The sequence below is a fragment of the uncultured Halovibrio sp. genome, from assembly GCF_913056445.1.
GTDB classification, from domain to species: domain Bacteria; phylum Pseudomonadota; class Gammaproteobacteria; order Pseudomonadales; family Oleiphilaceae; genus Halospina; species Halospina utahensis_B.
The window spans coordinates 52662-74239 of record NZ_CAJXMA010000003.1 but is presented as its reverse complement, the minus strand read 5'-3'; the positions used below and the strand labels follow the sequence as shown (position 1 = coordinate 74239).

At 61.3% G+C, this 21578-nt stretch carries 24 protein-coding genes; 13 read left to right on the top strand and 11 right to left on the bottom strand.

Translation table 11 applies throughout. The annotated features are described in order from the left end of the window. Window positions 1–3 precede the first annotated feature (3 nt). Window positions 4–1146 carry an enoyl-CoA hydratase/isomerase family protein gene (locus QZ501_RS01820; protein WP_151439684.1) on the bottom strand — a complete coding sequence of 381 codons (1143 nt, stop codon included), beginning with the start codon at window positions 1144–1146 and terminating at the stop codon, window positions 4–6. A gap of 138 nt (window positions 1147–1284) precedes the next feature. On the opposite strand from QZ501_RS01820, the gene QZ501_RS01815 reads away from it, so the two are divergent. After that, window positions 1285–1629 (top strand): cytochrome c, encoded by a 345-nt coding sequence (locus QZ501_RS01815; protein ID WP_160899622.1) that lies wholly within the window; start codon window positions 1285–1287, stop codon window positions 1627–1629. Window positions 1630–1863: 234 nt separating this feature from the next. Here the strand turns inward: QZ501_RS01815 and ppnN are convergent, their stop codons facing one another. Then, a complete protein-coding gene (gene ppnN / locus QZ501_RS01810; protein WP_151439686.1) occupies window positions 1864–3243 on the bottom strand; it encodes a nucleotide 5'-monophosphate nucleosidase PpnN in 1380 nt (459 codons plus the stop codon). Between the two features lie 76 nt (window positions 3244–3319). Between ppnN and thiI the strand changes: the two genes are divergently transcribed. Together thiI and uvrD are read left to right on the top strand one after the other, a co-directional pair. Further along, a complete protein-coding gene (gene thiI, locus QZ501_RS01805; RefSeq protein WP_295716711.1) occupies window positions 3320–4822 on the top strand; it encodes a tRNA uracil 4-sulfurtransferase ThiI in 1503 nt (500 codons plus the stop codon). Window positions 4823–4918: 96 nt separating this feature from the next. Beyond that, window positions 4919–7072, top strand: a complete 2154-nt coding sequence (gene uvrD, locus QZ501_RS01800; RefSeq protein ID WP_295716709.1) for a DNA helicase II — start codon at window positions 4919–4921, stop codon at window positions 7070–7072. Here the strand turns inward: uvrD and QZ501_RS01795 are convergent. Next, complete coding sequence (locus QZ501_RS01795) at window positions 7048–7914, bottom strand: patatin-like phospholipase family protein (RefSeq protein WP_295716708.1); 867 nt, start codon at window positions 7912–7914, stop codon at window positions 7048–7050. The two genes, uvrD and QZ501_RS01795, sit on opposite strands and share 25 nt — an antisense overlap. A gap of 39 nt (window positions 7915–7953) precedes the next feature. After that, window positions 7954–8370 carry a phage integrase N-terminal SAM-like domain-containing protein gene (locus tag QZ501_RS01790; RefSeq protein ID WP_295716706.1) on the bottom strand — a complete coding sequence of 139 codons (417 nt, stop codon included), beginning with the start codon at window positions 8368–8370 and terminating at the stop codon, window positions 7954–7956. 202 nt (window positions 8371–8572) lie between these two features. Here QZ501_RS01790 and QZ501_RS01785 point away from each other — a divergent pair, with 202 nt between their 5' ends. The 4 genes from QZ501_RS01785 (at window position 8573) to QZ501_RS01770 (ending at window position 9719) form a co-directional block, all read left to right on the top strand. Continuing rightward, window positions 8573–8836, top strand: coding sequence for a BrnT family toxin (locus tag QZ501_RS01785; RefSeq protein WP_295716705.1), 264 nt, complete (start codon window positions 8573–8575; stop codon window positions 8834–8836). Then, window positions 8826–9095, top strand: coding sequence for a CopG family transcriptional regulator (locus QZ501_RS01780; protein ID WP_295716703.1), 270 nt, complete (start codon window positions 8826–8828; stop codon window positions 9093–9095). Before QZ501_RS01785 ends, QZ501_RS01780 begins: the two co-directional genes overlap by 11 nt. Before the next feature lie 76 nt (window positions 9096–9171). Then, window positions 9172–9429, top strand: coding sequence for a type II toxin-antitoxin system Phd/YefM family antitoxin (locus QZ501_RS01775; protein WP_022992576.1), 258 nt, complete (start codon window positions 9172–9174; stop codon window positions 9427–9429). Further along, complete coding sequence (locus QZ501_RS01770; RefSeq protein ID WP_295716697.1) at window positions 9417–9719, top strand: type II toxin-antitoxin system RelE/ParE family toxin; 303 nt, start codon at window positions 9417–9419, stop codon at window positions 9717–9719. The genes QZ501_RS01775 and QZ501_RS01770 overlap by 13 nt, the downstream gene beginning before the upstream one ends. 84 nt (window positions 9720–9803) lie before the next feature. Here the strand turns inward: QZ501_RS01770 and QZ501_RS01765 are convergent, their stop codons facing one another. Both QZ501_RS01765 and QZ501_RS01760 read right to left on the bottom strand, forming a co-directional pair. Further along, window positions 9804–10637, bottom strand: coding sequence for an aldo/keto reductase (locus QZ501_RS01765; protein WP_151439716.1), 834 nt, complete (start codon window positions 10635–10637; stop codon window positions 9804–9806). 19 nt (window positions 10638–10656) lie between these two features. Beyond that, window positions 10657–11562 carry a DMT family transporter gene (locus tag QZ501_RS01760; RefSeq protein ID WP_160898924.1) on the bottom strand — a complete coding sequence of 302 codons (906 nt, stop codon included), beginning with the start codon at window positions 11560–11562 and terminating at the stop codon, window positions 10657–10659. Between the two features lie 240 nt (window positions 11563–11802). Here QZ501_RS01760 and QZ501_RS01755 point away from each other — a divergent pair, with 240 nt between their 5' ends. After that, a complete protein-coding gene (locus QZ501_RS01755; protein ID WP_151439718.1) occupies window positions 11803–12321 on the top strand; it encodes a phosphate-starvation-inducible PsiE family protein in 519 nt (172 codons plus the stop codon). A 30-nt stretch (window positions 12322–12351) separates the two neighbouring features. Here QZ501_RS01755 and QZ501_RS01750 read toward each other — a convergent pair whose 3' ends face one another. Beyond that, window positions 12352–14709, bottom strand: a complete 2358-nt coding sequence (locus tag QZ501_RS01750) for a DUF748 domain-containing protein (RefSeq protein ID WP_295716693.1) — start codon at window positions 14707–14709, stop codon at window positions 12352–12354. A gap of 132 nt (window positions 14710–14841) precedes the next feature. Here QZ501_RS01750 and QZ501_RS01745 point away from each other — a divergent pair, with 132 nt between their 5' ends. Continuing rightward, window positions 14842–15192, top strand: a complete 351-nt coding sequence (locus tag QZ501_RS01745) for a hypothetical protein (protein ID WP_151439720.1) — start codon at window positions 14842–14844, stop codon at window positions 15190–15192. Next, the gene (locus QZ501_RS01740) at window positions 15189–15794 is read left to right on the top strand and encodes a DedA family protein (protein ID WP_151439721.1); all 606 of its coding nucleotides are present in this window, start codon (window positions 15189–15191) and stop codon (window positions 15792–15794) included. The genes QZ501_RS01745 and QZ501_RS01740 overlap by 4 nt, the downstream gene beginning before the upstream one ends. Window positions 15795–15821: 27 nt before the next feature. On the opposite strand, the gene QZ501_RS01735 is transcribed toward QZ501_RS01740, so the two are convergent. Continuing rightward, the gene (locus QZ501_RS01735) at window positions 15822–16742 is read right to left on the bottom strand and encodes a LysR family transcriptional regulator (protein ID WP_295716691.1); all 921 of its coding nucleotides are present in this window, start codon (window positions 16740–16742) and stop codon (window positions 15822–15824) included. 157 nt (window positions 16743–16899) lie between these two features. Here QZ501_RS01735 and QZ501_RS01730 point away from each other — a divergent pair, with 157 nt between their 5' ends. The 3 genes from QZ501_RS01730 to QZ501_RS01720 all read left to right on the top strand — a co-directional run bounded on the left by QZ501_RS01730 (window position 16900) and on the right by QZ501_RS01720 (window position 18840). Then, window positions 16900–17637, top strand: a complete 738-nt coding sequence (locus tag QZ501_RS01730; protein ID WP_160898927.1) for an SDR family oxidoreductase — start codon at window positions 16900–16902, stop codon at window positions 17635–17637. Between the two features lie 58 nt (window positions 17638–17695). Next, entirely contained in the window at window positions 17696–18427 is a 732-nt protein-coding gene (nfsA, locus tag QZ501_RS01725) for an oxygen-insensitive NADPH nitroreductase (RefSeq protein ID WP_295716688.1), read from the top strand. Between the two features lie 104 nt (window positions 18428–18531). Further along, window positions 18532–18840 carry a lipoprotein gene (locus QZ501_RS01720; protein ID WP_295716686.1) on the top strand — a complete coding sequence of 103 codons (309 nt, stop codon included), beginning with the start codon at window positions 18532–18534 and terminating at the stop codon, window positions 18838–18840. An 8-nt stretch (window positions 18841–18848) separates the two neighbouring features. On the opposite strand, the gene QZ501_RS01715 is transcribed toward QZ501_RS01720, so the two are convergent. The 3 genes from QZ501_RS01715 to QZ501_RS01705 all read right to left on the bottom strand — a co-directional run bounded on the left by QZ501_RS01715 (window position 18849) and on the right by QZ501_RS01705 (window position 21325). Continuing rightward, window positions 18849–19325: a DUF1682 domain-containing protein gene (locus QZ501_RS01715; protein WP_151439726.1), complete on the bottom strand. Its 477-nt coding sequence runs from the start codon at window positions 19323–19325 to the stop codon at window positions 18849–18851. A gap of 96 nt (window positions 19326–19421) precedes the next feature. Beyond that, window positions 19422–20033: a class I SAM-dependent methyltransferase gene (locus tag QZ501_RS01710; protein WP_202405660.1), complete on the bottom strand. Its 612-nt coding sequence runs from the start codon at window positions 20031–20033 to the stop codon at window positions 19422–19424. Between the two features lie 158 nt (window positions 20034–20191). Then, entirely contained in the window at window positions 20192–21325 is a 1134-nt protein-coding gene (locus QZ501_RS01705; RefSeq protein ID WP_295716682.1) for a porin, read from the bottom strand. Between the last annotated feature and the right edge of the window lie 253 nt (window positions 21326–21578).

Sequence of the window (21578 nt, the reverse complement as noted above, 5' to 3'; positions counted from 1 at the left end):
CCGCTACAGGTCCTGCAGCGGGTGCTCGTCTTCCGGCCAGGGGGCGGTGAAGTGGGAACGGACCCAGCCCGTTGGAACACTGGCTACGTCTTTGTGCGTCCAGCGCGGTTCGTGATCCTTGTCGATCAGCCTCGCACGCACTCCCTCCAGGAAATCACGATGGCGGGCGCAGTGCACCGCCACCATCAGCTCCATCATGAAGATGTCGCGCAGGCTCTGCTGCAGGCCCCGATGCAGCTGCTCGAACACAATGTGCGCTGATACCGGGCAGCCGTTGCGCAGGTTGTTCTGGGCGGCCTGGAACCACTCGGATTCCGCCTCGGTGTTGAGAATGGCGTTGACCACGGCCACCACGTCCCGACCGCGGCATATCCGGCTGATGAACTGTTCGTGGCGCTCGAGGTTGGATTCGGAGAGGTCCAGCTGATAGCCCGCGGCAAAACCCTGGAGGGTTTCCAGCAAGTGGCGGTCATTGGTCTCCGGTGAGCGGGTCCAGCTCTGCTCACGGAGACGGTCCATGAGCTGGTCGAAGCCGTCGTTGGGCACGGCATAGTCGGCCAGGCTCACGCGCAGCGCGTCGGCCACATTCAGGGTGGCGCCTGTCAGCCCCATGAACATGCCGATGCTGCCGGGCAGGCGGTTGAGGAAGCGGCTGGCGCCCACGTCCGGGAAGAAACCGATGCTGACCTCGGGCATGCCCATTTTCAGATCGGGGGTGACCAGGCGGTAGCGGGAGGCGTTCATCATGCCCAGGCCGCCGCCCATCACCACGCCCTGGCCCCAGCACACCACGGGCTTGGGGTGAGTGGCGATGGTGTAGTCCATGCGGTATTCCGCAGCGAAGAAGCGTTCGCCGTCATTTCCCGGCCGGCCCTTGGCGTCCTGGATGGCTTCGTGCACCGAGCGAACATCGCCGCCGGCGCAGAAGGCCTTCTCGCCGTTGCCGCAGAGGACGATCACGCGGACGTCGTCGTCCTCGGCCCAGGCGTCGAGCTGTTGCTGGATGGCTTCGATCATCGGCAGCGTGAGGGCGTTGAATTTACGGGCATTGTTGAGGGTGATGAGCCCGAGTGCGCCCTCCTGGCATGCCTGTTTCTCGAAGAGGACGGGGTCCTCGGCCTGGTTCTGCGCTGTGTCGGCGCCCATGGGCGTGCCTCCTGTATACCGCTTTGGCCGTTCAATACGGGCCCTTATCCTACCGGAATTGCGCCGGGGCACCAATCGAGGCGGATGCGTGCGCCGGGGGAGCGGTTATAATGCGGGCTTCGCGAATGGGAGGTGTGCATGCGGAGTATCCTGGCGGTTCTGGCTGCGGTGGCGTTGGCGCTGGTATTTTTCTTTGTGGGTCAGGCGCCGGCCGGTGATCCGGATGCCGGCGAGGCGCTGGCGAGTGGCTGTGCGTCCTGTCATGGCGGTGATGGTATTGCGGCGGTGGATCGCTATCCGTCGCTGGCGGGGCAGAATGGGGAGTATCTGTTCCAGGCGATGAAGGCGTATCAGAACGGGAACCGGCGTGGGGGGCAGGCGACGGTGATGCATGGGCAGGTTTCGGGGCTTTCGGAGCAGGAGTTGCGGGATCTGGCGGCTTACTATGCTGAGATGCCTCGGACGGGTGCGAAAGAAGACTGAGAGGTGGTTGCTGGGGTGGGGGTTTGGGGCCTCTCTCCGGGAACCGCCAACAAGTACGTCCGTGTAGGCTACCGATTGCCCGTCACGCTACGCAGTCCTGCTCCGCGTGCCGGTCCTGGCTTGCCTTCCCTGGCAACCCGTCAGGCCTTTCGGCCTGACCCATGGCAATCGAGTTTCCCTCCTAGAGGCCCCAAACCCCCACCCTTCCAGCTGTATTGCTTTCTCTGACAGCGTTTACCCTGGCTTGTCGATGATCTGGTAGCACGGCTTGTAGGCCTGGCCTGGCAGTTTCATGCGGTTCTGGGCCACGAAAGCGTCCAGCAGGGTTTCCAGGGGTTTGAGGAACTCGGGGTCGCCTTCGATCTCGAAGGGGCCGTGTTCTTCCACCTGTTGGATGCCATCGGCTTTGACATTGCCGGCCACGATGCCGCTGAAGGCGCAGCGCAGGTTGGCGGCGAGGCGGTGGGGTTCCTGGTCGCGGCTGAGGTTGAGCGCGCGCATGCTGTCGTGGGTAGGTTCGAACGGGGTCTGGAAGATGGGGTCAACCGTGAGCACCCAGTTGAAATAGTAGGCGTCGCGGTTTTCGCGGCGGTAATCGCGCACGGTCTGCATGCCCTCTTTCATGGCGCGTGCGGTTTCTTCCGGATCGTCGATGATGATGCGGTAGCGGCTCGCGGCCTGGTCGCCGAGGGTGTTGCGGATGAACTGGTCGATCATCTCGAAGTAGTCGGCATTCTCCTTTGAGCCGCTGAAGATCAGCGGGAAGGGAAGGTCCGCGTTTCGGGGGTCGAGCAGGACGCCGAGGAGGTAGAGGATTTCCTCTGCGGTACCCGCGCCCCCGGGGAAGACGACGATGCCGTGGCCGGCGCGCAGGAAGGCTTCCAGGCGCTTTTCGATGTCCGGCATGATCACGAGTTCGTTCACGATCGGGTTCGGGGCCTCGGCGGCGATGATGCCGGGCTCGGTGATGCCGACGTAGCGGCCACCGTCGATGCGCTGCTTGGCGTGCGCGATGGTGGCGCCCTTCATGGGGCCTTTCATGGCGCCGGGCCCGCAGCCGGTGCAGATATCGAGGCCGCGCAGGCCGAGTTCGTGGCCGCAGTTCTTGGTGTAGTCGTATTCGTCGCGGCTGATGGAGTGGCCGCCCCAGCAGACGACCATGTTGGGTTCGTTTTCCGGCCTGAGGATCTCGGCGTTGCGCAGGACCTGGAAGACGAGGTTGGTGATGTCCTCGGAGTGCTCGGGGTTGTACCAGCCGGCGGTGGCCAGTATCGAGTTGGCATAGACGATGTCACGCAGCACGGAGAACAGGTGCTCGCGGATGCCACGGATCATGGTGCCGTCCACGAAGGCGCTGGGCGGGGCGTTGTGGAGTTCGATCTTGATGCCGCGCGGCTGTTGCAGCAGGGCCAGGCCGAAGTCCTGGTAGGTTTCCATGATGGCCTTGCTGTCATCGCTGATGGTGCCGCTGTTGAGCACGGCGAGGGCGCACTGGCGGAAGAGATGGTAGAGGCCGCCTTCGCCGTCGTCCTTGAGCTGGTTCACCTCCTTGTTCGAGAGGATCTCGAGACTGCCTTCGGGAGAGACGCGCGCGTGAACGCCGTTTCTGGACATAGTATTTGGCCTTCGGTGTCGGTTAAAATCGCGCTTCTGCTGAACAAAGCGCGATCCAAGCCGACTAGTGTTACCCATGGTCCATTACCTCATCAAGATTTCGCCGGAAATGGCGGTCAAATCCGATCCCGTGCGGCGCAAGCAGCTGCGCCAGATGCGGCGTAATGTCCGCCGGATGATGCGCCAGCTCGACGAGCGGATTGATGTGCGCCCGGGCTGGGATCGTATCGACGTGTATGTGCCGGGCGAGGACCCTGAAGCGGAGCAGCGGCGCACGGTGGAACACGGCGAGGAGGCGGGCCTGGCCGAGCGCGTTATCCATTACCTCCAGCGTATGCCCGGTGCCCAGTTCATCCTGCTGGTCGACGACCTGCCCTGGCAGAACTTCGAGGATGCGGCCGAGAAAGTGACCCATGTCTACCGCGAGCGGCTCGCGGGCAAGACCTTTGCCGTGCGCGTGAAGCGCCGGGGGGAGCACAGTTTCAGCTCCCAGCAACTGGAACAGTTCCTGGGCGGGCATCTGCTGAAGAACACGGACGCCGCGGGCGTGAATCTCAAACACCCGGAGATTCCGGTGAATCTGGAGGTGAAACGCGAGAGCATGGTGGTGGTGCGTCGGCGCTACCCGGGCCAGGGAGGCTTCCCGATCGGGACTCAGGAGCCGGTGCTGTCCCTGATCTCCGGCGGGTTCGATTCGGCCGTGTCCTCCTACATGGCCATCCGGCGCGGGCTCCAGACCCACTTCCTGTTCTTCAATCTCGGCGGTACGGCCCACGAGGCGGGTGTGCGGCAGATGGTCCGCCACCTCTGGGCGGACTACCAGTCTTCCCACCGGGTCTACATGATCTCGGTGCCGTTCGAAGGGGTGATCGGCGAGCTGATGACGCGCATCAACCACTCGTACCGTGGTGTCGTGCTCAAGCGGCTGATGATGCGGGCGGCGGAGCGCATTGCGAATGAGATGCACATTTCCGGGCTGGTCACGGGCGAGAGTATTTCCCAGGTTTCCAGCCAGACGCCGCTTAACCTGGGCCTGATTGACCAGAGCACGGACATGCTGGTGATGCGGCCGCTGGTGTTCATGAACAAAGACGAGATCATCGACGTCGCGGACCGGATCGGCGCCTACTGGATGGCGGCGAACATGCCGGAATACTGTGGCGTGATCTCGGACCGGCCGACCACGCGTGCGAAGAAAGGGCGCATTGAGCGCGACGAGTCCTTCTTCGATGATGCGGTGCTGGATGCCGCCGTGGCGAACCGCACCATGACGCCGGTGGACCAGATGCTGGAAAGCGAGGTGGGGATCGACGATGTGCCGCGGGTGAACACGCCCTCACCCGGCGATGTGGTCATCGACATCCGCCATCCCGGTGAGGCGGCGGATGCGCCGCTGACGCTCACCAACAATGAGATCCGCTCCATTCCCTTCTACGAACTGAATCACCGCTTTGCGGAGCTGGATGCCGGCAACCGCTACCTCCTGTACTGTGACGAAGGCAGTATGAGCACGCTGCATGCGGGGCATCTCATCGCGGAGGGGCACGATAACGTCGTGGTTTACGATCCGGCCTCCTGAGGCCTGAAAAGATCCTGTTGCGATACTGGATGTCTGCACAGGTTCCCCTGTTATACTGCGCAGGTTTCACGCATCGGCAAAGGGCCCAGTGGCACTATGGATGTCTCCTCCATCCTCGACCCCCTCAACGACGCCCAGCGCGAAGCCGTCACCGCGCCGGACAGCCACGTGCTGGTTCTGGCCGGTGCCGGCAGCGGCAAGACGCGGGTGTTGGTGCACCGTATTGCCTGGCTGATCCAGGTGGAACAGGTGCCGGCCTCGAGCATCATGGCCGTGACCTTCACCAACAAGGCCGCGCGTGAGATGCGCGGGCGGATCGAGGAAATGCTCCAGATCCCGACCCGGGGCATGTGGGTTGGCACCTTCCACGGCCTGGCCCACCGCCTGCTGCGCGCCCATTGCCAGGACGCCGGCCTGCCCGAGAACTTCCAGGTGCTGGATGCGGACGACCAGCTGCGCCTGGTCAAGCGTGTCATGCGTGAGCTGCAGCTGGATGAGAGCCGCTGGCCGCCCAAGCAGGCCCAATGGTTCATCAACTCCAGCAAGGATGAGGGGCTGCGCCCGGATCACATCGAGGACCACGGCGATGTGTTCACCACCACCCTGATCAACGTCTACCGTGAGTACCAGAAGAACTGCCAGCGCAGCGGCCTGGTGGACTTCGGCGAGCTGCTGCTGCGTTCCCATGAGCTGTGGCTGGAGAAGCCGGAGCTGCGCGCCCACTACCAGAACCGCTTCCGGCACATGCTGGTGGACGAGTTCCAGGACACCAACGCCGTGCAGTACGCCTGGTTGCGGGTGCTCAGTGGGGATCGTGTGCCGCTGACCATCGTGGGTGACGACGACCAGTCCATCTACGGCTGGCGTGGCGCGCGCATCGAGAATATCCAGCAGTTCCAGCAGGATTTCGGCGGCAGCCGGCTGGTGCGCCTGGAGCAGAACTACCGCTCCACCCAGACCATCCTGGAGGCGGCCAACGCCGTGATCGCCAACAACCAGGGGCGGCTTGGCAAAGACCTGTGGACGGACGGCGAGACCGGCGACCCCATCGACGTCTACTCCGCCTTCAACGAACAGGACGAAGCCAACTACATCGCGGACACCATCAGCGACTGGGCTCAACAGGGCAACGCCCGCGCCGAGTGTGCCATCCTCTATCGCTCCAATGCCCAGTCCCGGGTGCTCGAGGAATCGCTGCTGCGCCAGGACATTCCCTACCGCGTCTATGGCGGCCTGCGTTTTTACGATCGCCAGGAGATCCGCAACGCCCTGGCCTACATGCGTCTGGTGAACTACCGCCATGACGACGCCGCCTTCGAGCGCGTGGTGAACATCCCCACCCGGGGTGTGGGCGCCAAGGCGCTGGAGACGGTGCGCGAGGCCGCTGGGCGCGAGGATGTCTCGCTGTGGCAGGCCACCGTGAACCTGCTCCATCACCAGCTTCTCAAGGGCAAGGCCCGCACCGGCCTGCAGACCTTCGTGGACCTGATCGAACAACTCGCGGACAACCACGAGAACCTGCCCCTGCACTCACTGGCCGAACGCGCCGTGCGCGACACCGGCCTGCGTGACTATCACGGCCGTGAAAAGGGTGAGAAGGGCCAGGCCCGGGTGGAGAACCTGGACGAGCTGGTGGGCGCAACCCGCGAGTTCCGCGTGGAGGACGACCAGAGCCCGCTGGGCGAGTTCGTCGCCCGTGCCGCCATGGATGCTGGTGAATCCCAGGCGGAAGAGGATGAGGACAGCGTCCAGCTCATGACCCTGCACTCGGCCAAGGGCCTTGAGTACCCCATGGTCTTTCTAACCGGCATGGAGGAAGGCCTCTTCCCCCACAGCATGTCCGCCGAGGAACCTGGGCGCATGGAGGAGGAGCGCCGCCTCGCCTACGTGGGCATGACCCGCGCCATGCGCAAGCTCACCCTCACCTATGCGGAATCCCGCAAGCTCTACGGCCAGGAACGCTTCAACGCGCCCTCCCGTTTCATCCGCGAGATCCCGGACGAACACATGCGCGAGGTCCGCCTGCGCAACACCGTCACCCGCCCCACCATGTTCAGCGACGCGGGCGGTGCCGCCAGCAGTGGCGCCGACACCGGCTTTCAGCTCGGCCAGCGCGTGGTCCACCCCAAGTTCGGGGAAGGCGTTGTGATGAATGCCGAGGGCGCGGGGGCCCATGCCAGGGTGCAGGTGAACTTCGCGGAAGGCAGCAAGTGGCTGGTGCTGGCCTATGCGCCGCTCGAGCCCGCCTGAACCCGTGTCAGGCGATGCCGGAGCCGCCCCAGCAGGCCCGGGGCATGAGCATCCAGCTGCTTCCTGATGGCTTTAATGGCGTGACAGCAGGCGTCGTATCCTTCCTGGAACAGAGCGCTGCTCTGGCCCGGGTTGGTGCGGTCGTAATCGGCAAGATCCAGCGACAGAACGTAATCCGCCTCCCTCAGCTGGGTCCGGGTATGGCTGTCTATGGCGATGTCGAAGGCCGTAATCAGGGCATCGAAGATACCGCCTGGCTCACGCCGACGCCGGCTGCCATTGAGATCGATCCCCATCACAAAGTCCACGCCCCATTTTCTGAGGGGCGAGATCGGCACATTCTCGACCAGCCCGCCATCCACCAGCAACTGGTCACCCCGCTCAATGGGGCTGTAAATCCCAGGCACGCAGGCACTGGTCATGGCTGCCCCGGCCACATCCCCGCTGTCCAGAACAACTTTGGTTCTTGAGGCAAGATCGGTTGCGATGAACGCCATCGGATAAGGCGCCTCGGAGAAATCCCGGTCGCCGATGTGGCTGCGAACAAAATCCCCCATCGCTGAGTTGTTCATGATGCCGTAGCGGGACCATCCGAAACTGGACACCTGCCACCATTCCAGCTCCGAGCATGCATCCCGGATGGCTTCCGGGGTGTGGCCAAAGGCATAGAGCGAAGCCATGATCGCGCCAATGCTGGTGCCCGTTATGTGCGTCGGGCGGAGACCATGCTCTTCCAGAGCTTTCAGTGCCCCCAAGTGGGCAATGCCAAAAACAGCGCCGCCGCCAAGGGCAAGGCCGAAGGTGGGTTCACGGTTGGTAAAGGGGAATTCAAATCGCGCCATGGGCGTCCTGTGTTGATCCAATGATGGGAGGGACGCGCCCTATTCTCCAAAAATGGAAACCCGGTTGCCAGCGATAGATTGGCACCGTGACCTTACCCGCGCTAGGTTAAACCAACGGTGACTAAAGTCCGCCGTGGCTTCAGCATGTTTCAGAACAACCGGAAGCCGGGCAGGCTTTGTTGCTCGCACGGTATCACCGATCTCGCCCAATGGCTGATTCAGCACATTGCCGTAAAGAAAGACCAGCGCGTTGAGAGCCTGATTCTGTGTAGCCGCCGCAACGTTTCTGTGCACCGCTAGCCAGGTCAGGAAGTCCCGTACCTCATGGGCTCCCATTTCGCTGGGATGACGCATTTGATGGAAACGAATGAAGTAGCGGATCCAGTACCAGTAAGACTTCTCAGTGCGACTGCTGTAGTGGTTGACCCGAATGACTTCGCCGACTTGCTCCCTCAAGCGATTACACGCCTGGCGGACTCCTTGCGCGTAGGTTATTGTTATTAAATGGCCTTCAGGCGCTGGCGATCATGCCTAAAGGTGGAGTTATTGAGCCGGCAACAATATTGAATATCGGTGTCGGAACACTAATCTCTGTTAGCAGCTGTACCCCCCCCTTCAAGATCTTGCCCGGTGAGTAAAAAAGGGATAATTTATACTCATGGAAGGATTCGAGTTCGATGAGGACAAGAGCAAGGCCAATCTTTTGAAGCACGGGATTGACTTCGAGGCCGCTCAGGAGCTTTGGCAAGATCCTGACCTTTTGGAAATTCAGGCTAAAGCAGATGGTGAGTCGCGCTTCCTGATCATCGGCCGGATTGGAGCAAAACACTGGTCTGCTGTGGTCACGTACCGCGACGAGCGAATCCGTCTGATCTCGGTCAGGCGAGCTCGCAAGAGAGAGGTGGAGTTGTATGAACGCTGAAGAGTTCGACGAAAAGTTTGATGCGGGTAAGGAAGATGTCGTCGACGATCTGGATCTTTCGACGGCGCGTCGGGTGAATCAGGAACAGAAACGGATCAACGTTGATTTTCCATCCTGGGTTGTCGAGGCGTTGGATCGCGAAGCCGCGCGAATAGGTGTTACCAGGCAGTCGATTATCAAGGTCTGGCTGGTTGAGCGCCTGGAAGCTGATGCTGCTAACAAGACGCATAACGGTGACGCCGCAAGCGGCGCACGTTAGTTTTGCGTTAGCTGGGATTGCCCCACCTGAATAGTGATACTATAGTATCACTGTTGGTCTGATTCAGAGTGAACCCATGAAAGTTGAGCTTGTTACGAACCTCAAGCGCCAAGCGACAAAGATTCTGGCAGATCTGCACTTGTCTAAAGAGCCGATACTGATCACGGAGCATGGTCAGCCATCTGCATACCTTGTTGATGTGCAGGATTACGAGTTCATGCAGCGCCGACTTGAGCTGCTTGAGGGGCTCTCACGGGGAGAGCGTGCTGTACTTGAGGGAAGAACGTACAGCCAGAGTGAGGCCAGGGAGAAAATGAGTAAATGGCTCAAGTAATCTGGACTGAGCCTGCCCTTCAGGAATTGGACGCACTCGCTGAGTACATTGCTCTGGATAATCCTGCCGCCGCCAGTCATCTGGTTCAGGAAGTTTTTGATAAAACCGAGCGTTTGGAAGGTTTTCCTCAGTCCGGACGGGTTCCTCCGGAGCTCCCCGATTCGGTGTACAGGGAGGTGGTGATTCCACCGTGTCGCATTTTTTACCGTGAGGATGAGCAGCGGGTTCTCGTCCTCTATGTCATGCGAGAGGAGCGCCAGCTTCGGGCGTACATGCTTGGGAACAGCTAACCAGGCGCGTCACTCGAATGCCTTTGTCTCGGCTTCGCTACGCCAAAGCCACCGGTGCGCTCAGCGGTACCTTGGCTCGGTGAATCACACAATTGGCAAAGGCCCACCAGCTTTGGGTCTTGGAAACAGCTGTTCCAGCTCATCAAGCTGGTCCCGGTTCAGGGTGACCTCGGCTGAAGCGTGGTTCTCGGCCTGCCGTTCCGGGGAACTCGTTTTCGGAATGGCGATGACATCGTCCTGTGATTGCAGCCATGCGAGTGCGGCCTGCGCGGGGGTAATGCCGTTACGTTCGGCTAATGCGCGCAGGCCGGGTTGTTCCAGAAGCCGGCCCTGGCCGAGCGGGCAATAGGCCATGGCGGGGAGGCCGTGTTGGCGCATCCACGGCAGTGGATCGTGCTCGATGGTGCGCTCGCCGAGGTGATAGAGAAGCTGGTTGGCGCTGCAGGCGTCACCGCCGGGCACCGCCCAGAGATCCGCCAGGTCTGCGGCATCGAAGTTGCTCACGCCCCAGTGGTGGATCAATCCCTCACGCTGCAGCTCCTCAAAGCCAGCGACGGTCTCGGCCAGGTCGGCGCTACCGCGCCAATGCAGGAGGTAGAGGTCGAGCCGGTCGGTGCCCAGGCGTTCCAGGCTTGCCTCGCAGGCGGCGCGGACGCCGGCGCGAGAGGCGTTGTGGGGGAAGACCTTGCTGACGAGGAAGAGCTCATCCCGCCGATGCCCCATGGCCTCGCCAACGATGCGCTCGGCCCCGCCGTTGCCGTACATCTCCGCCGTGTCGATCAGCGTCAGGCCGGCTTCGATGCCGGCACGTACGGCCGCGACTTCGCGGTTGTGATCACTGGTGCGCTCGCCCATCCGCCAGGTGCCCTGGCCCAGCGCGGGAATGCGTTCGCCGCCGTGCAGCTTAACCTGTTTCATGAGCGCTCCTTATCGCAGATCATGTGGCTTCGGACGTTGCCGGGCGCTTTGTGCGTACCGGCCAGACTTCCAGTACGCCGGCGCTGAGCACCAGCAGGCCGCCGGCAATCTCGATCGGCGCCAGGTGTTCGCCGGCAATTACAGCGGCTGAGACCACACCCACCAGGACCTCCGCCATCAGCAGGATACCGACGCGGGCAGGCTCGAGCCGTGCCGTTGCCCACATCAGGCAGACCATCGAAAGCCCCCACCAGAGACCACCGGTGGCAAGCGCCCAGCCGAACGCGGGAATCGCCGCCTCGATTGCGAGACTCGGCAGGGGCTCAAACACCGGCGCCAGAACAGCCGCCCCCACGCAGGCGCCCAGAGCGAAGACGAAAGCTGCCTCAACGGACCCGGTCTCGGGCTGCGAGCGGATGCCGGTTGTGGCGATTGCCCATAGCAGCCCCGAACTCAGCCCCAGCCAATCCCCAAGGCCGTGCGGCAGCGGCAGCCCCCCATCAGCCCCCAGCACAACGCCCAGACCGATGACGCCCACCACGATGGCAAGCATCCGCAGCCAGGGCGTTGGCCAGCCCATCCCATAACGGGCGATCAGGGTGCTCCAGACCGGCGTGAGAAAGAACAGCAGAACGACTACTGCGACACGCCCGTAAACGAGGCCTATCGAATAGAGTACGAAGGCGACACCGCCCAGTGCAATGGACGCCAGCGCAACCGGGCTGGAGCGCAGGAGACGGTGCCTTGCCCGGATGGCGGCAGGAGTCAGTACCAGTGCGGCCATCGCGACAATGGCCAGGGTCCCCCAGGCACCGGGCAGGCCGTTGGCTGCCAGATGGCGGACCGGCAGCCAGTAGAAGCCCCAGAGACTTCCGGTTCCGATGACCAGCAGTGTCGCGATGATGGTGATGCGGTCGTTATGCATGGTGGGTCGTTACCTGGTGCGTTTCATGGTTCGTTCGATCGATCGCTCGCGAGTGGCAGAGCGCACGATAGCCGCTGTCGCGGGACCGACGCCATGGTTTCGCGGCCGGAAATGCAAAAACGGCATGTCAGTCTGAAACCGGGTGATCGGGACCCATCTCTGGCATACTCGGGTGACGGTTAGAACCAATCAAGCACCGCCGGAATAAACCGGGAAGCAGTGGCTTAGTGGGGATCCTGAATGGCCGAACATGATGATGGACACGTAACAACTTCCCAGCGGCCCCTGGACGAGCGGAATGGGCTCCATCAGGAGCTGCCGATCGACTTTCCCGATCCTTTCTTTCGCGGACTTCACCGGGTCATTCGTTTTGCGATCCGCGTGCTGGCCGTTCTGATGGTTGCCGTCATTCTCTGGGGCGTGGGGGATGTTATCTACATCATTTACGACAGGTTGATCACGCCGCCCTTCCTGCTTCTGGATATCAACGATATTTTCTACACTTTCGGCGCCTTCATGGCGGTGCTGATTGCGGTGGAAATCTTCATCAACATCCGGCTCTACCTGGGGACCAATGTGTTTCCAGTCCAGTTGGTGGTTGCCACGGCGCTTATGGCCATTGCCCGGAAAGTCATTGTGCTGGATTTCGACACTCTGACCCCCATGTATCTGATTGGTATTGCGGCGACGACGCTGGCGCTTGGCATTACCTATTGGCTGTTGAGGCAGGGCAATCAGTACCATGAGTGGGACGACTGATGGCGCGCTGGCCAGGCCCCGTCTGGCCGCTCACTCCGCCGTTACCCCTACCTCCATAGCAATGCGTTCGTTGCCCCCCGGGTCGATCTTGTGTGGGGTGAGAACACGCACCCGGTCGGCATCGATACCGTTTCCGCTGGCATCAACCAGAGCGTCCTGAACGGCTGAAGCGCGGGCTTTGGCCAGTGCTCTGAGATCTGCGTCCGTGACCGGCTGTGCCGCGATAATCCTGTCAGCCAGATGATTGCGATAGGCCAGGGAATCAAAGCCACTGCTGTCCGATGAATCACCCTGCTCTTCCGTGAAGCGCGACTGGATGGCCGCCAGATCTGCCTCCGGGTAATGCGTGGTGAACATTGTCTCCACAACGTCCTGATTGGCCTCGGCCGTCAGGTTCAGCTCTCCAGTCTCTCTGTCCGCCTGGGCCAGGCGTTGGCGAAGGGCGTCGATGGCTTTCCCGCGCTTCAGGATGGGGCCGTCGAACGTGTGGTTGAAGGGGCCCGTGAGCTCCAGCGCCAGCTCTGGGCGCTGGGTGAGGGCTTCACGAAGCTTGGCGACACGCTCGCGCTGGGGTGGGAGCAGGTCGGAGCGGCCCGGCGGGAATTCAACCCGGCCAAGCTCTTCCGAGCCAGCGCCTACCAGGTTGGCGAGGAAGCGGAATGGCGATTGGACAACCGATTTGATGGTTCTGGTCAGTGCCTGGCGGACGACCCCGCCGACGTCGAATTCCGGGCTGCCCACATCGCCGGTCACCGGGAGATCCAGATCGATGACGCCGTTGCTGTCCTTGAGCAGGGCGATAGCCAGATCGAGCGGCAGATCCATGGCATCGCTGACGGCCATTTTCTCGCCGAGCCTGAGGTCACGGAGCACGAGGCTGTTGCGCCCGTCGAGCTGCTGTTCGCTGACGGTATAGTCCAGATCCAGGTCCATGGTGCCCCCCGCTATCCTGCGGCCGGCAAAGCGCACGGTGTAGGGGGAGTATTCCGGTATCTGGAGGTTGCGGAACCTCAGTTTCAGGCTGGTATCGCGCATGGGGTGCCAGGCGTGGATGGTGCCGTCCACGCGCGTCAGTCCGTAGTCCGCGACCTGGCCCTCAAGGGCGACCTGTGCTGGCTGGTCCGAGCTGGAGCTCAGGGTCGATACCTGACCGTTCAATGTGTGGATGCTTGTTGAGAAGGGCAGTGGCAGTGAACGGTCCGCAAACCGGAGGGTGCCGTCGGTCAGCTCAACGCCCTCAATGGTGATGTCGAATGGGGCCGTTTCGTCGTCCGTGTCATCCATGCGCGCGGCCCCGTCATCTTCCGCCTTGGCGGGGGCCGTCGCCATAAGCTGGCTGAAGTTGGTGGTGCGGTCCTCGTTGATGATCAATCGCCCGAACAGGCCGTTGAGGCTGATGGGAGCGGTCTCGAGCCGCCTTTCACCCAGATTCAGGTCGAGTTTTTTGGTGTGGAGGCTCTGCCACCCGATGAGGGCGTCCTGATTGGAGCCATCACGGATGTTCAGGGTTTCAATGCCTGCGGAGCCCTCGAATGCAAAGGGCTGCTCTGCCCCGGTCTGCATCCGCCCGTCCAGGTTGAGTGTGCCGTCACTGAGTTGCACGTTCGCGAACTGGCGCAGGTAGGGTTGGGCCTGGTTGAGTGCCAGTTCATTGATCCGGGCGTTGCCCGCCAGGACGGCTGTCGGCAGGAGTTGAAGTGAGCCGTCGAAGGCCAGCGTGCCGCCGCCCTCGAGCTGTCCGTCCAGAGCGACCGGGAAACGTGCGCCTTCCTGCAGCGAGAGGTCACTGGCGGAAAGCATTAGATCCTCCAGTGCCAGCGATACCCGTTTCGGTTGATCCGTTTCTGTTGTCCCATCCCGCAGGTTATCCGTAAAACGCAGAGCAGCCTCTGTCACGCGCAGCTCATCCACCTGCAATGCGGGCAGTGACGAGGCCTCGTCTTCGGCAGGGGCGTCCTCCGACGGCTCGGGCGCAAGTCGGGAAAGGCGTGTCTTGCCGGAGGCGAAGCGTTCTTCGTGAATCATTGGTCTGTCGAGGCGTATGGTCTGGAACGTCCAGGCTCCGTTGAGCGCGCTGGACCAGGCCAGGTCGACGAAGAGCTGCTGCCAGCCAAGAAGCTGACGGTTGTCGGTGTCGTCCAGGGCGAGCCCGTCGATCCGGAGCGTGAGCGTGTACGGATTGACGTGGACGGCCTCAATGCGGAGTTCGCGCCCGAAGTCTTCCTTGGCGGTGCTCGCGGCCAGGTACTGGATGAGCCAGGGCGCGATGAGAAAGCCCAGCAGGGTATACGCGATGACCAGCGCGAGCAGCCAGAACCGGATCCGGCGCGGGGAGGCCCATCGTGTTCGCAGGTAGCCGCCGAAACGACGGAGTGAGTCACTTGGCATGGGGACCACATCCATGGGCATTGAAATGAACCGTTCTGCATAGACTAAACCTGCCCGAGCCTGGCGTCACTTCCTGCCCATCCCAGGTGCTGATAAGCTGACGCCGACACCCCTTCCCTTGGATACAGACCATTGCTGACCGCTGCGCGTAATCTCTGGCGGAAACACCGGTTTCTCTTTATTGCATTCATCACGGCGCTGGTGGTGACGGCATTCTTTGCCGCACGCCTCGTGCTCTTCAGCCTGTACTGGGCCGAGCCGGCCCATCAGGATCAGCCAGTGGAAGGCTGGATGACCCCGCGCTATGTGGCCCTTTCCTATGACCTGCCGCCCGGGGTGGTGCGTGAAGCGCTGGAGCTGGAGCCCGTTGATGGTGAGCGCCACACGCTCGAGGAGATCGCTGAGGCCTCCAGCCTGACCCTCGAGGAGATACAGCGCCGTATTGACGAAGCCGTACGTGCCCAAAAGGGTGACAGGGAATGACGGACACGGTCTTTCTCCTTGTTGCCACCTACGGCAGCGCCGCCCTGTTTGCCGTAACCTTCCTGAGCTGTCTGGCGGTGCCCGTGCCGGCATCGCTGATGATGCTCACCGGTGGTGCCTTCGCGGCCTCAGGCGACCTGCCTCTCGCTTCGGTGAGCCTGGCGGCCTATGGGGGCGCCCTGAGTGGTGACCAGACCGGCTACCTGCTCGGGCGCTCATGCGCGGGATGGCTTGAGCGCTGGGCGGAGGCCCGCCGGGGCCGGGCCGCACTGCTGGGTCGGGCGCACGCTTCTGTTGAGCGTTGGGGCGGTATGGGCGTTTTTCTGAGCCGATGGTTCGTCAGCCCGCTCGGGCCCTATGTCAACTTCGCGGCGGGCGCTGGGCGCATGCGCTGGGCGCGCTTCAGTGTATGGAGTGTGGCCGGGGAGACGGTATGGGTGGCGCTGTATGTGGGCCTGGGGTATCTGTTCGCGAGCAGTCTGACTGCCGTCGCCGAGTTCGCGGCTGACCTGAGCGGATTGGTCGCCGGTGCTGTAGTCGCCGTAGGGCTCGGGTTCTGGCTGCGCATGATGCAGAAGCGCCATGGCCGCGTGAAGGGGTGATCCTTTTCAGTCCGTTATCCGTTACCTTCAGCGGGCCCCTTCCCCTTCGGCCATGAGTTCCCTGCCTACGTCATGGATCTGCTCCCGTAACCACTGATGCGCCGGATCCTGTCGGTAGCGCACATGCCAGCCCAGGTGCACCGGGAAGGTGCCAAGGTCTGCTGGAGGTGTCACGACCCGCAGGCGCGGGTCTCGCACAAAGCGCCGGCAGATCAGGTTGGGGAGCGTAGTGCAGTAGTCCGTGGTGGCGATCAACTCGGGGATGGAGAGAAAGTGGGTTACGGAGACGGCCACATCCCGTTCCAGACCCTGCCGGCCGAGCGCCTCAAACAGACCCTTCTTCAGGCGGCCGGGAGGTAGCATATTGACGTGCTTCAGGCTCTCGAACGCGTCGCGCGTGAGCTGATCGCCCTGAAAGGGATGGTCCGCCCGCAGGACACAGGCCAGACCGTCCTCCATCAATGGCTGCACCACCAGGTTGTCCGGTGGGTCCACAATCCGCCCCAGTACAAGAGCGGTATCTCCGGCGGCCACGCCGGTCTCCGCCAGGTCCGCGCCGTAGGGAACAATGCGGATCTGAATACCCGGTGCCCGGTACTGCAGGCGTTCGACAAGTCTTGGTACGAACACGTATTCCACGTAGTCATTGGCGGCGATCACAAACCGCTGGGTTGTCGTCGCCGGGTCGAAGGTCTGCTGCTCCAGCACCAGATGGTCGATTTCCCCCAGCGCATCGCGGATGGCAGGGCCAATGGCGAGGGCCTTCTCGGTTGGCCTCATGCCATAACGTTCGCGGATGAAAAGCGGATCCTGGAATAGTTCCCGGCAGCGGGTCAGGGTGTTGCTCAGTGCCGGCTGGGTAATGCCCAGGCGCTTGGCGGCGCGCGTGACGCTGCGCTCTTCCAGGAGTGCGATGAAGGTTCTCAGCAGGTTCAGGTCATAGCGCATGGATATGTCATATTAAAATATCTGGAATAACAGAGATAAATTAGATGAATTTTACCCAATACCCCATGGTGTCCGCCAGATCAAACGGCTCAGGCCGCGGATGATCGGTACTCGCAAACAGGCGACCCGGCAATTCAAATCACGAGGAGTTATGACCATGTCCGACATTATGGGAAAAACCGTCATCATAACCGGTGCCAGCAGTGGCCTGGGTGAGGCCACTGCCCGTATGCTGGCCGATAAAGGCGCCAGGCTGATGCTGGCAGCACGGCGTGAAGACCGACTGAAAACACTGACCGATTCCATCAACGCGGCGGGTGGCGAAGCGAGCTACCAGGTGGCGGATGTGACTGACCGCAACGCCATGCAGGCGCTGGCGGATCAGACCCGGGAAACCTATGGCCGTATTGATGTGCTGATCGCCAATGCCGGGCTGATGCAGCTGGCGCCGCTGGACAAACTCAAGGTTGATGAGTGGGATGCCATGATTGATATTAACATCAAGGGCGTTCTGTATGGCCTGGCGGCGGTGCTGCCGACCATGCGGGAGCAGCAGTCCGGCCATATCATCAATCTTTCCTCGGTTGCGGGCCACACGGTCTTTCCCGGCGCTGCGGTCTATTCCGCCACCAAGTACGCGGTCAAGGCGCTCTCGGAAGGCATCCGGCAGGAGTCGAACGGTGAGATCCGCGCAACCAATATTTCGCCCGGCGCGGTTGAAACCGAGCTCACCGACCATATTACGGACCCGGGCGCACAGGAAGCGGCAAATGAGCTGTATTCCGTTGCCATCGGCTCCGATGCCATCGCCAGGGCCATAACCTATGCCATTGAGCAGCCCGGTGATGTGGATGTGAATGAGCTGATCATCCGGCCCACGCAGCAGCAACTGTAATCCCTGGAAATCGGGTATCCTCTGGGTACCCGAACGTGTTCATCTGCAGTGAGGATTCATGAATTCAGTTATCGAGCTTCTGAAGTCCCATCGCTCCATTCGCAAGTTCACCGAGGAAAAGATTCCCCATGAGCTGTTGCTGGAGCTGGTGCGTGCCGGCCAGAGCGCGGCTACTTCCAGCCACATTCAGGCCTACAGCGTGATCCACGTAACCAGGCCGGAGAACCGTGAGCAGATTGCCGAATTGGCCGGCGGCCAGGGCTATATCGCGAGCTGCTCGGATTTCCTGGTGTTCTGTGCCGACATGAAGCGGCCCACGGATGCAGCGGAGCGTACCGGCGCCAACGTGGTGCGGGGCATGACCGAGCAGCTTCTGGTGGCGAGCGTGGATACCGCGCTGATGGCCCAGAATATGGCGGTGGCGGCCGAATCCGAGGGTCTGGGGATCTGCTACATCGGCGGTATCCGCAATAACCCGCAGGCCGTCAGTGACCTGCTGCAGCTGCCGGAGCATGTCTACCCGGTCTTCGGCATGTGCCTTGGCTATCCGGCCCAGGATCCGGAGGTGAAGCCCCGCCTGCCGGCGGAGGCGATCCTTAAGGAGGATGTCTACAACGAGGACCCGGATGAGGTTGAGGCCTTCGACCAGACCATGCAGCGCTACTACCAGGCCCGTACTGGCGGCAATAAGGACAGCAACTGGTCACAGAATCTGACGCCGCTGTTTGATACCAAACTGCGTCCGCACATGCGGGATTTCCTGGTGAAACGCGGTTTCGAGATGAAGTGACAAGCGTCCAGCGGCTTCCCGGCTCTGGGAACGTCGAACACCGAGGCATCGATATGATTTACAATGTGACCCTTATAAGGGGCAGTGGACCAGCAGGGGGTGGTGTGAAGCGTTCAGTATTGGTGCTTATTGTTGCACTGTTTGCCGTTTCCGGGTGTCAGACGTCCAGCCAGCTTACAGCGGCGGTTTCAGACGAGGAAGGCGTCAGCTGTGGTGAGATCCGGCAGGCGTTCCAGGCGTATGAGCGTGATCGCCAGTCCGCACAGGCGCTGAAGGAGCTGTCTCTTATGCTCAGTCCCTCAGCCGGAGCTTACGCCGCCGAGGGTATTGAATCGGCTGAAGGTTACTACGAGCAGATCCGGATCAGCACCAACCTGGCACTGGCCACAAGAGGGTGTGATCCGGTCCGCTGATCGGGGCTTCAATCCCAGAACTTCCACCAGCCCTGGCTGTTTTCCTGGCGCTTCTGCTGGCCCTTCTCGCTTCCTTTACCGGCCTGAGGGGCGCCATCCTTTTTGGCGAGTCCGGCGGGCATGTCGTCTCCCTGGCGCTTGCTCTGCTTGCCTTTTTTCTCTTTTTGCCGATCATCCCGGTCGCGAGCTTCCCTTTCGCGCTCTTTCGCCTGTGCCCGCTTTTCTTCAGCACGTTCCTGGGCTTCCTCGCGCTTTTCCTCAGCGTCTTCCCTCGCGTCTTCTTCCTGCTCCTGGGCTTGTTCCCGTTTTTCTTCAGCGCGCTCCTGCGCTCCTTCACGCTGCTCTTCTGCCCGCTCGCGAGCCTTTTCCGCGCGTTCCTTACCCTTGCCGGCGGCGTGATCCGGAGGGCCATCCTGCCCCATCGCCCCTGAGCTGAGGGTGAGGGTCAACGCGGTTACGATCATCAAAGCGAGTTGTCTGTACATGTCTGCTTCCTCGGGCATGGAAATGGTTGCGTCTGCAGTTGAACAGACGCTCATGGTCCGCTACCGGTTCCATGTTATGAAACACCGGGCGTTTTGTCAGAGGTTCCGGGGTCGGGCAACCGCGAGACAGGACGCCCGGTCGCCGTGGGTTTCGAGGGTTGTGAAGGTTTCCAGCTCCAGTCCCGCTGCCTCGATCTGCGCCCGGAAGTCGGCCTCGTAGGTGACTCGTCCGAAGTCGATGCTGGTAAGGCGTCGAAGCACGGGCTTGAACGCCTCCATCATTCTGGAGTGGCTGTTCTGGATGGTCTGGGTGAAATGGATCCGGCCGCCGGAATTCAGGAGCGTGCAGCAGTGGCGCAGTGCCTGTTCAGGTTCGGGCAGCAGCATGAAGCTGGCAGAGAAGTAGATGGCATCATAGGGGCCGCCCTGGTGAGCGTAGACGGATTCCTGGTGGACCACGACCCGATCACTCAGGCTGGACTGCGCCAGCCGCTGCTGTGCCCGTTCCACGTAATCCCCGTCGATATCGATACCGGTGATGTGCAGCTGTTTGCGGGTGACATGCTCGGCATTGGCAATAAGGGCGCCGGCGGTTCCGATGCCGACATCCAGTACGGAGGCGCCCGCAGGCAACCGTTCCAGCACTTCAGCGTACCAGCGGCTGGTCAGCCTGAGGATCAGTGTGTCGTAGATAGCGCTTCGGATCATGGTTGCCAAACCTATCACAGCAGCCAGTTGGTAACACGCCTGGTTGTGGGTGAAACCATTCCGGTTCCAGGGTGAGCCGGCTTGGTCTGGGGATAGGGTGGGGGGCTTCTGGGGACGCCACCGCCACCATCATCAATGGCGGTGGCGTGGGGCATGGATCAGAAGTAGTAGTCCATGGTCACGTACATGGCGTCGAAGTCCGACTCGTAGATATCGCCGTTGCCATCGATATCACCATTGGAGTTCAGGTACTCGACGTAAACCCAGCCAGGCCCGTAATCATACCGGACGCCCGGAGAGATGCCGTAAACGGTATCGGCCTTGTTCGTATCCGTATCCGTTGTTGCTGCGGTCGCATCCAGGTAGGCGAACCAGTTACCTGACGTGTAACCGCCCTGAACCGCATAGCGGGTGTTTTCTATATCCGCTTGAACGCCAGCATCGGGGATATCGCGTTTAACGCGGATCACTTCCGCTTTGGTGGTGATGGATCCGTATGATCCTTCAAAGTATGCAGCAAAAGCGCTGTGCGAGCCGTCATCGTTAGTGCTGCAGGTTGTCGTGTCGCATTTGTTTCCGAGGTCTTCAATGTCCTGGAGAATACCCGTCTGTGCCGATAGGCCGAATGTCGAGCTGTTCCCTTCTTGCTCCAAGGTGTAGCTGACGTCGGCGACACCTGTCTTAATCTTACGGTAGGTCGCGGGAATCCCTTTGAAACTGCCCCAGTGCCCGTTGTCGTCGACAGTGTCAGTGCTGGTTTCACCCCAGTCATCCTGATGGAAATAGGCAATCGAGATATCCAGATCGGACATTTGCCCTGTGAATTTGGCGCCAACATCCATCTGGTCACCGTAACCGCCCTGAAGCATGTCACCAGGCCAGAAGTTCACGGTCTTCCAGCCAAACGGCACCTGAGACTTACCGATTTTAACGTCCCAGTTCTCGTTCAGGTCCCGTCCGACCCACAGCTTGTGGATCGCGAATCGGTCACCCGTTGAGTTGTTCACTGGGTCGGTGAAGCTGCCTGGCCCAAAGCGCACCTCAGTCGATAAACGCCATGGCCCGTCATCCTGAGTGTGGTCACCATACAGAATGAAGGTTTCTTCACCGATATCGCCCCCGGTCTCGTTATCCAGGTTCTCATTGAACTTGAGCGAGCTGAAATCGGAATTGGTCACGTGCCGGTAGGTCGCCCAAACCCCCGCTGAAATATTGGTCGTCGCAACGGCCAGTGAGGGGGCGGTGGCTGAAATGGCGGCTGTTACTGCGGCACCGATCAACTTTTTCTTCATTGCATAGACTCCTTTTCTAAGGGATTTCCGAAACTCCGAGTTGCGAGAGGGTAATTTTATTTTGATTGAACGTCCAGTTAAAAAAAGAAACACCGATTCTGTGGGTGATGGATTCCAGCGTTGGGCCTGCCTCCTGGGCGAATTAACCGATCATTGCAATTCGGGCTCGTGATCGGTCACAAATAACATTAACCTGACGCAATCGAACCAGGTTCATGGGTAGGCGATCGATGAGGCGGAATGGATGCTTTCG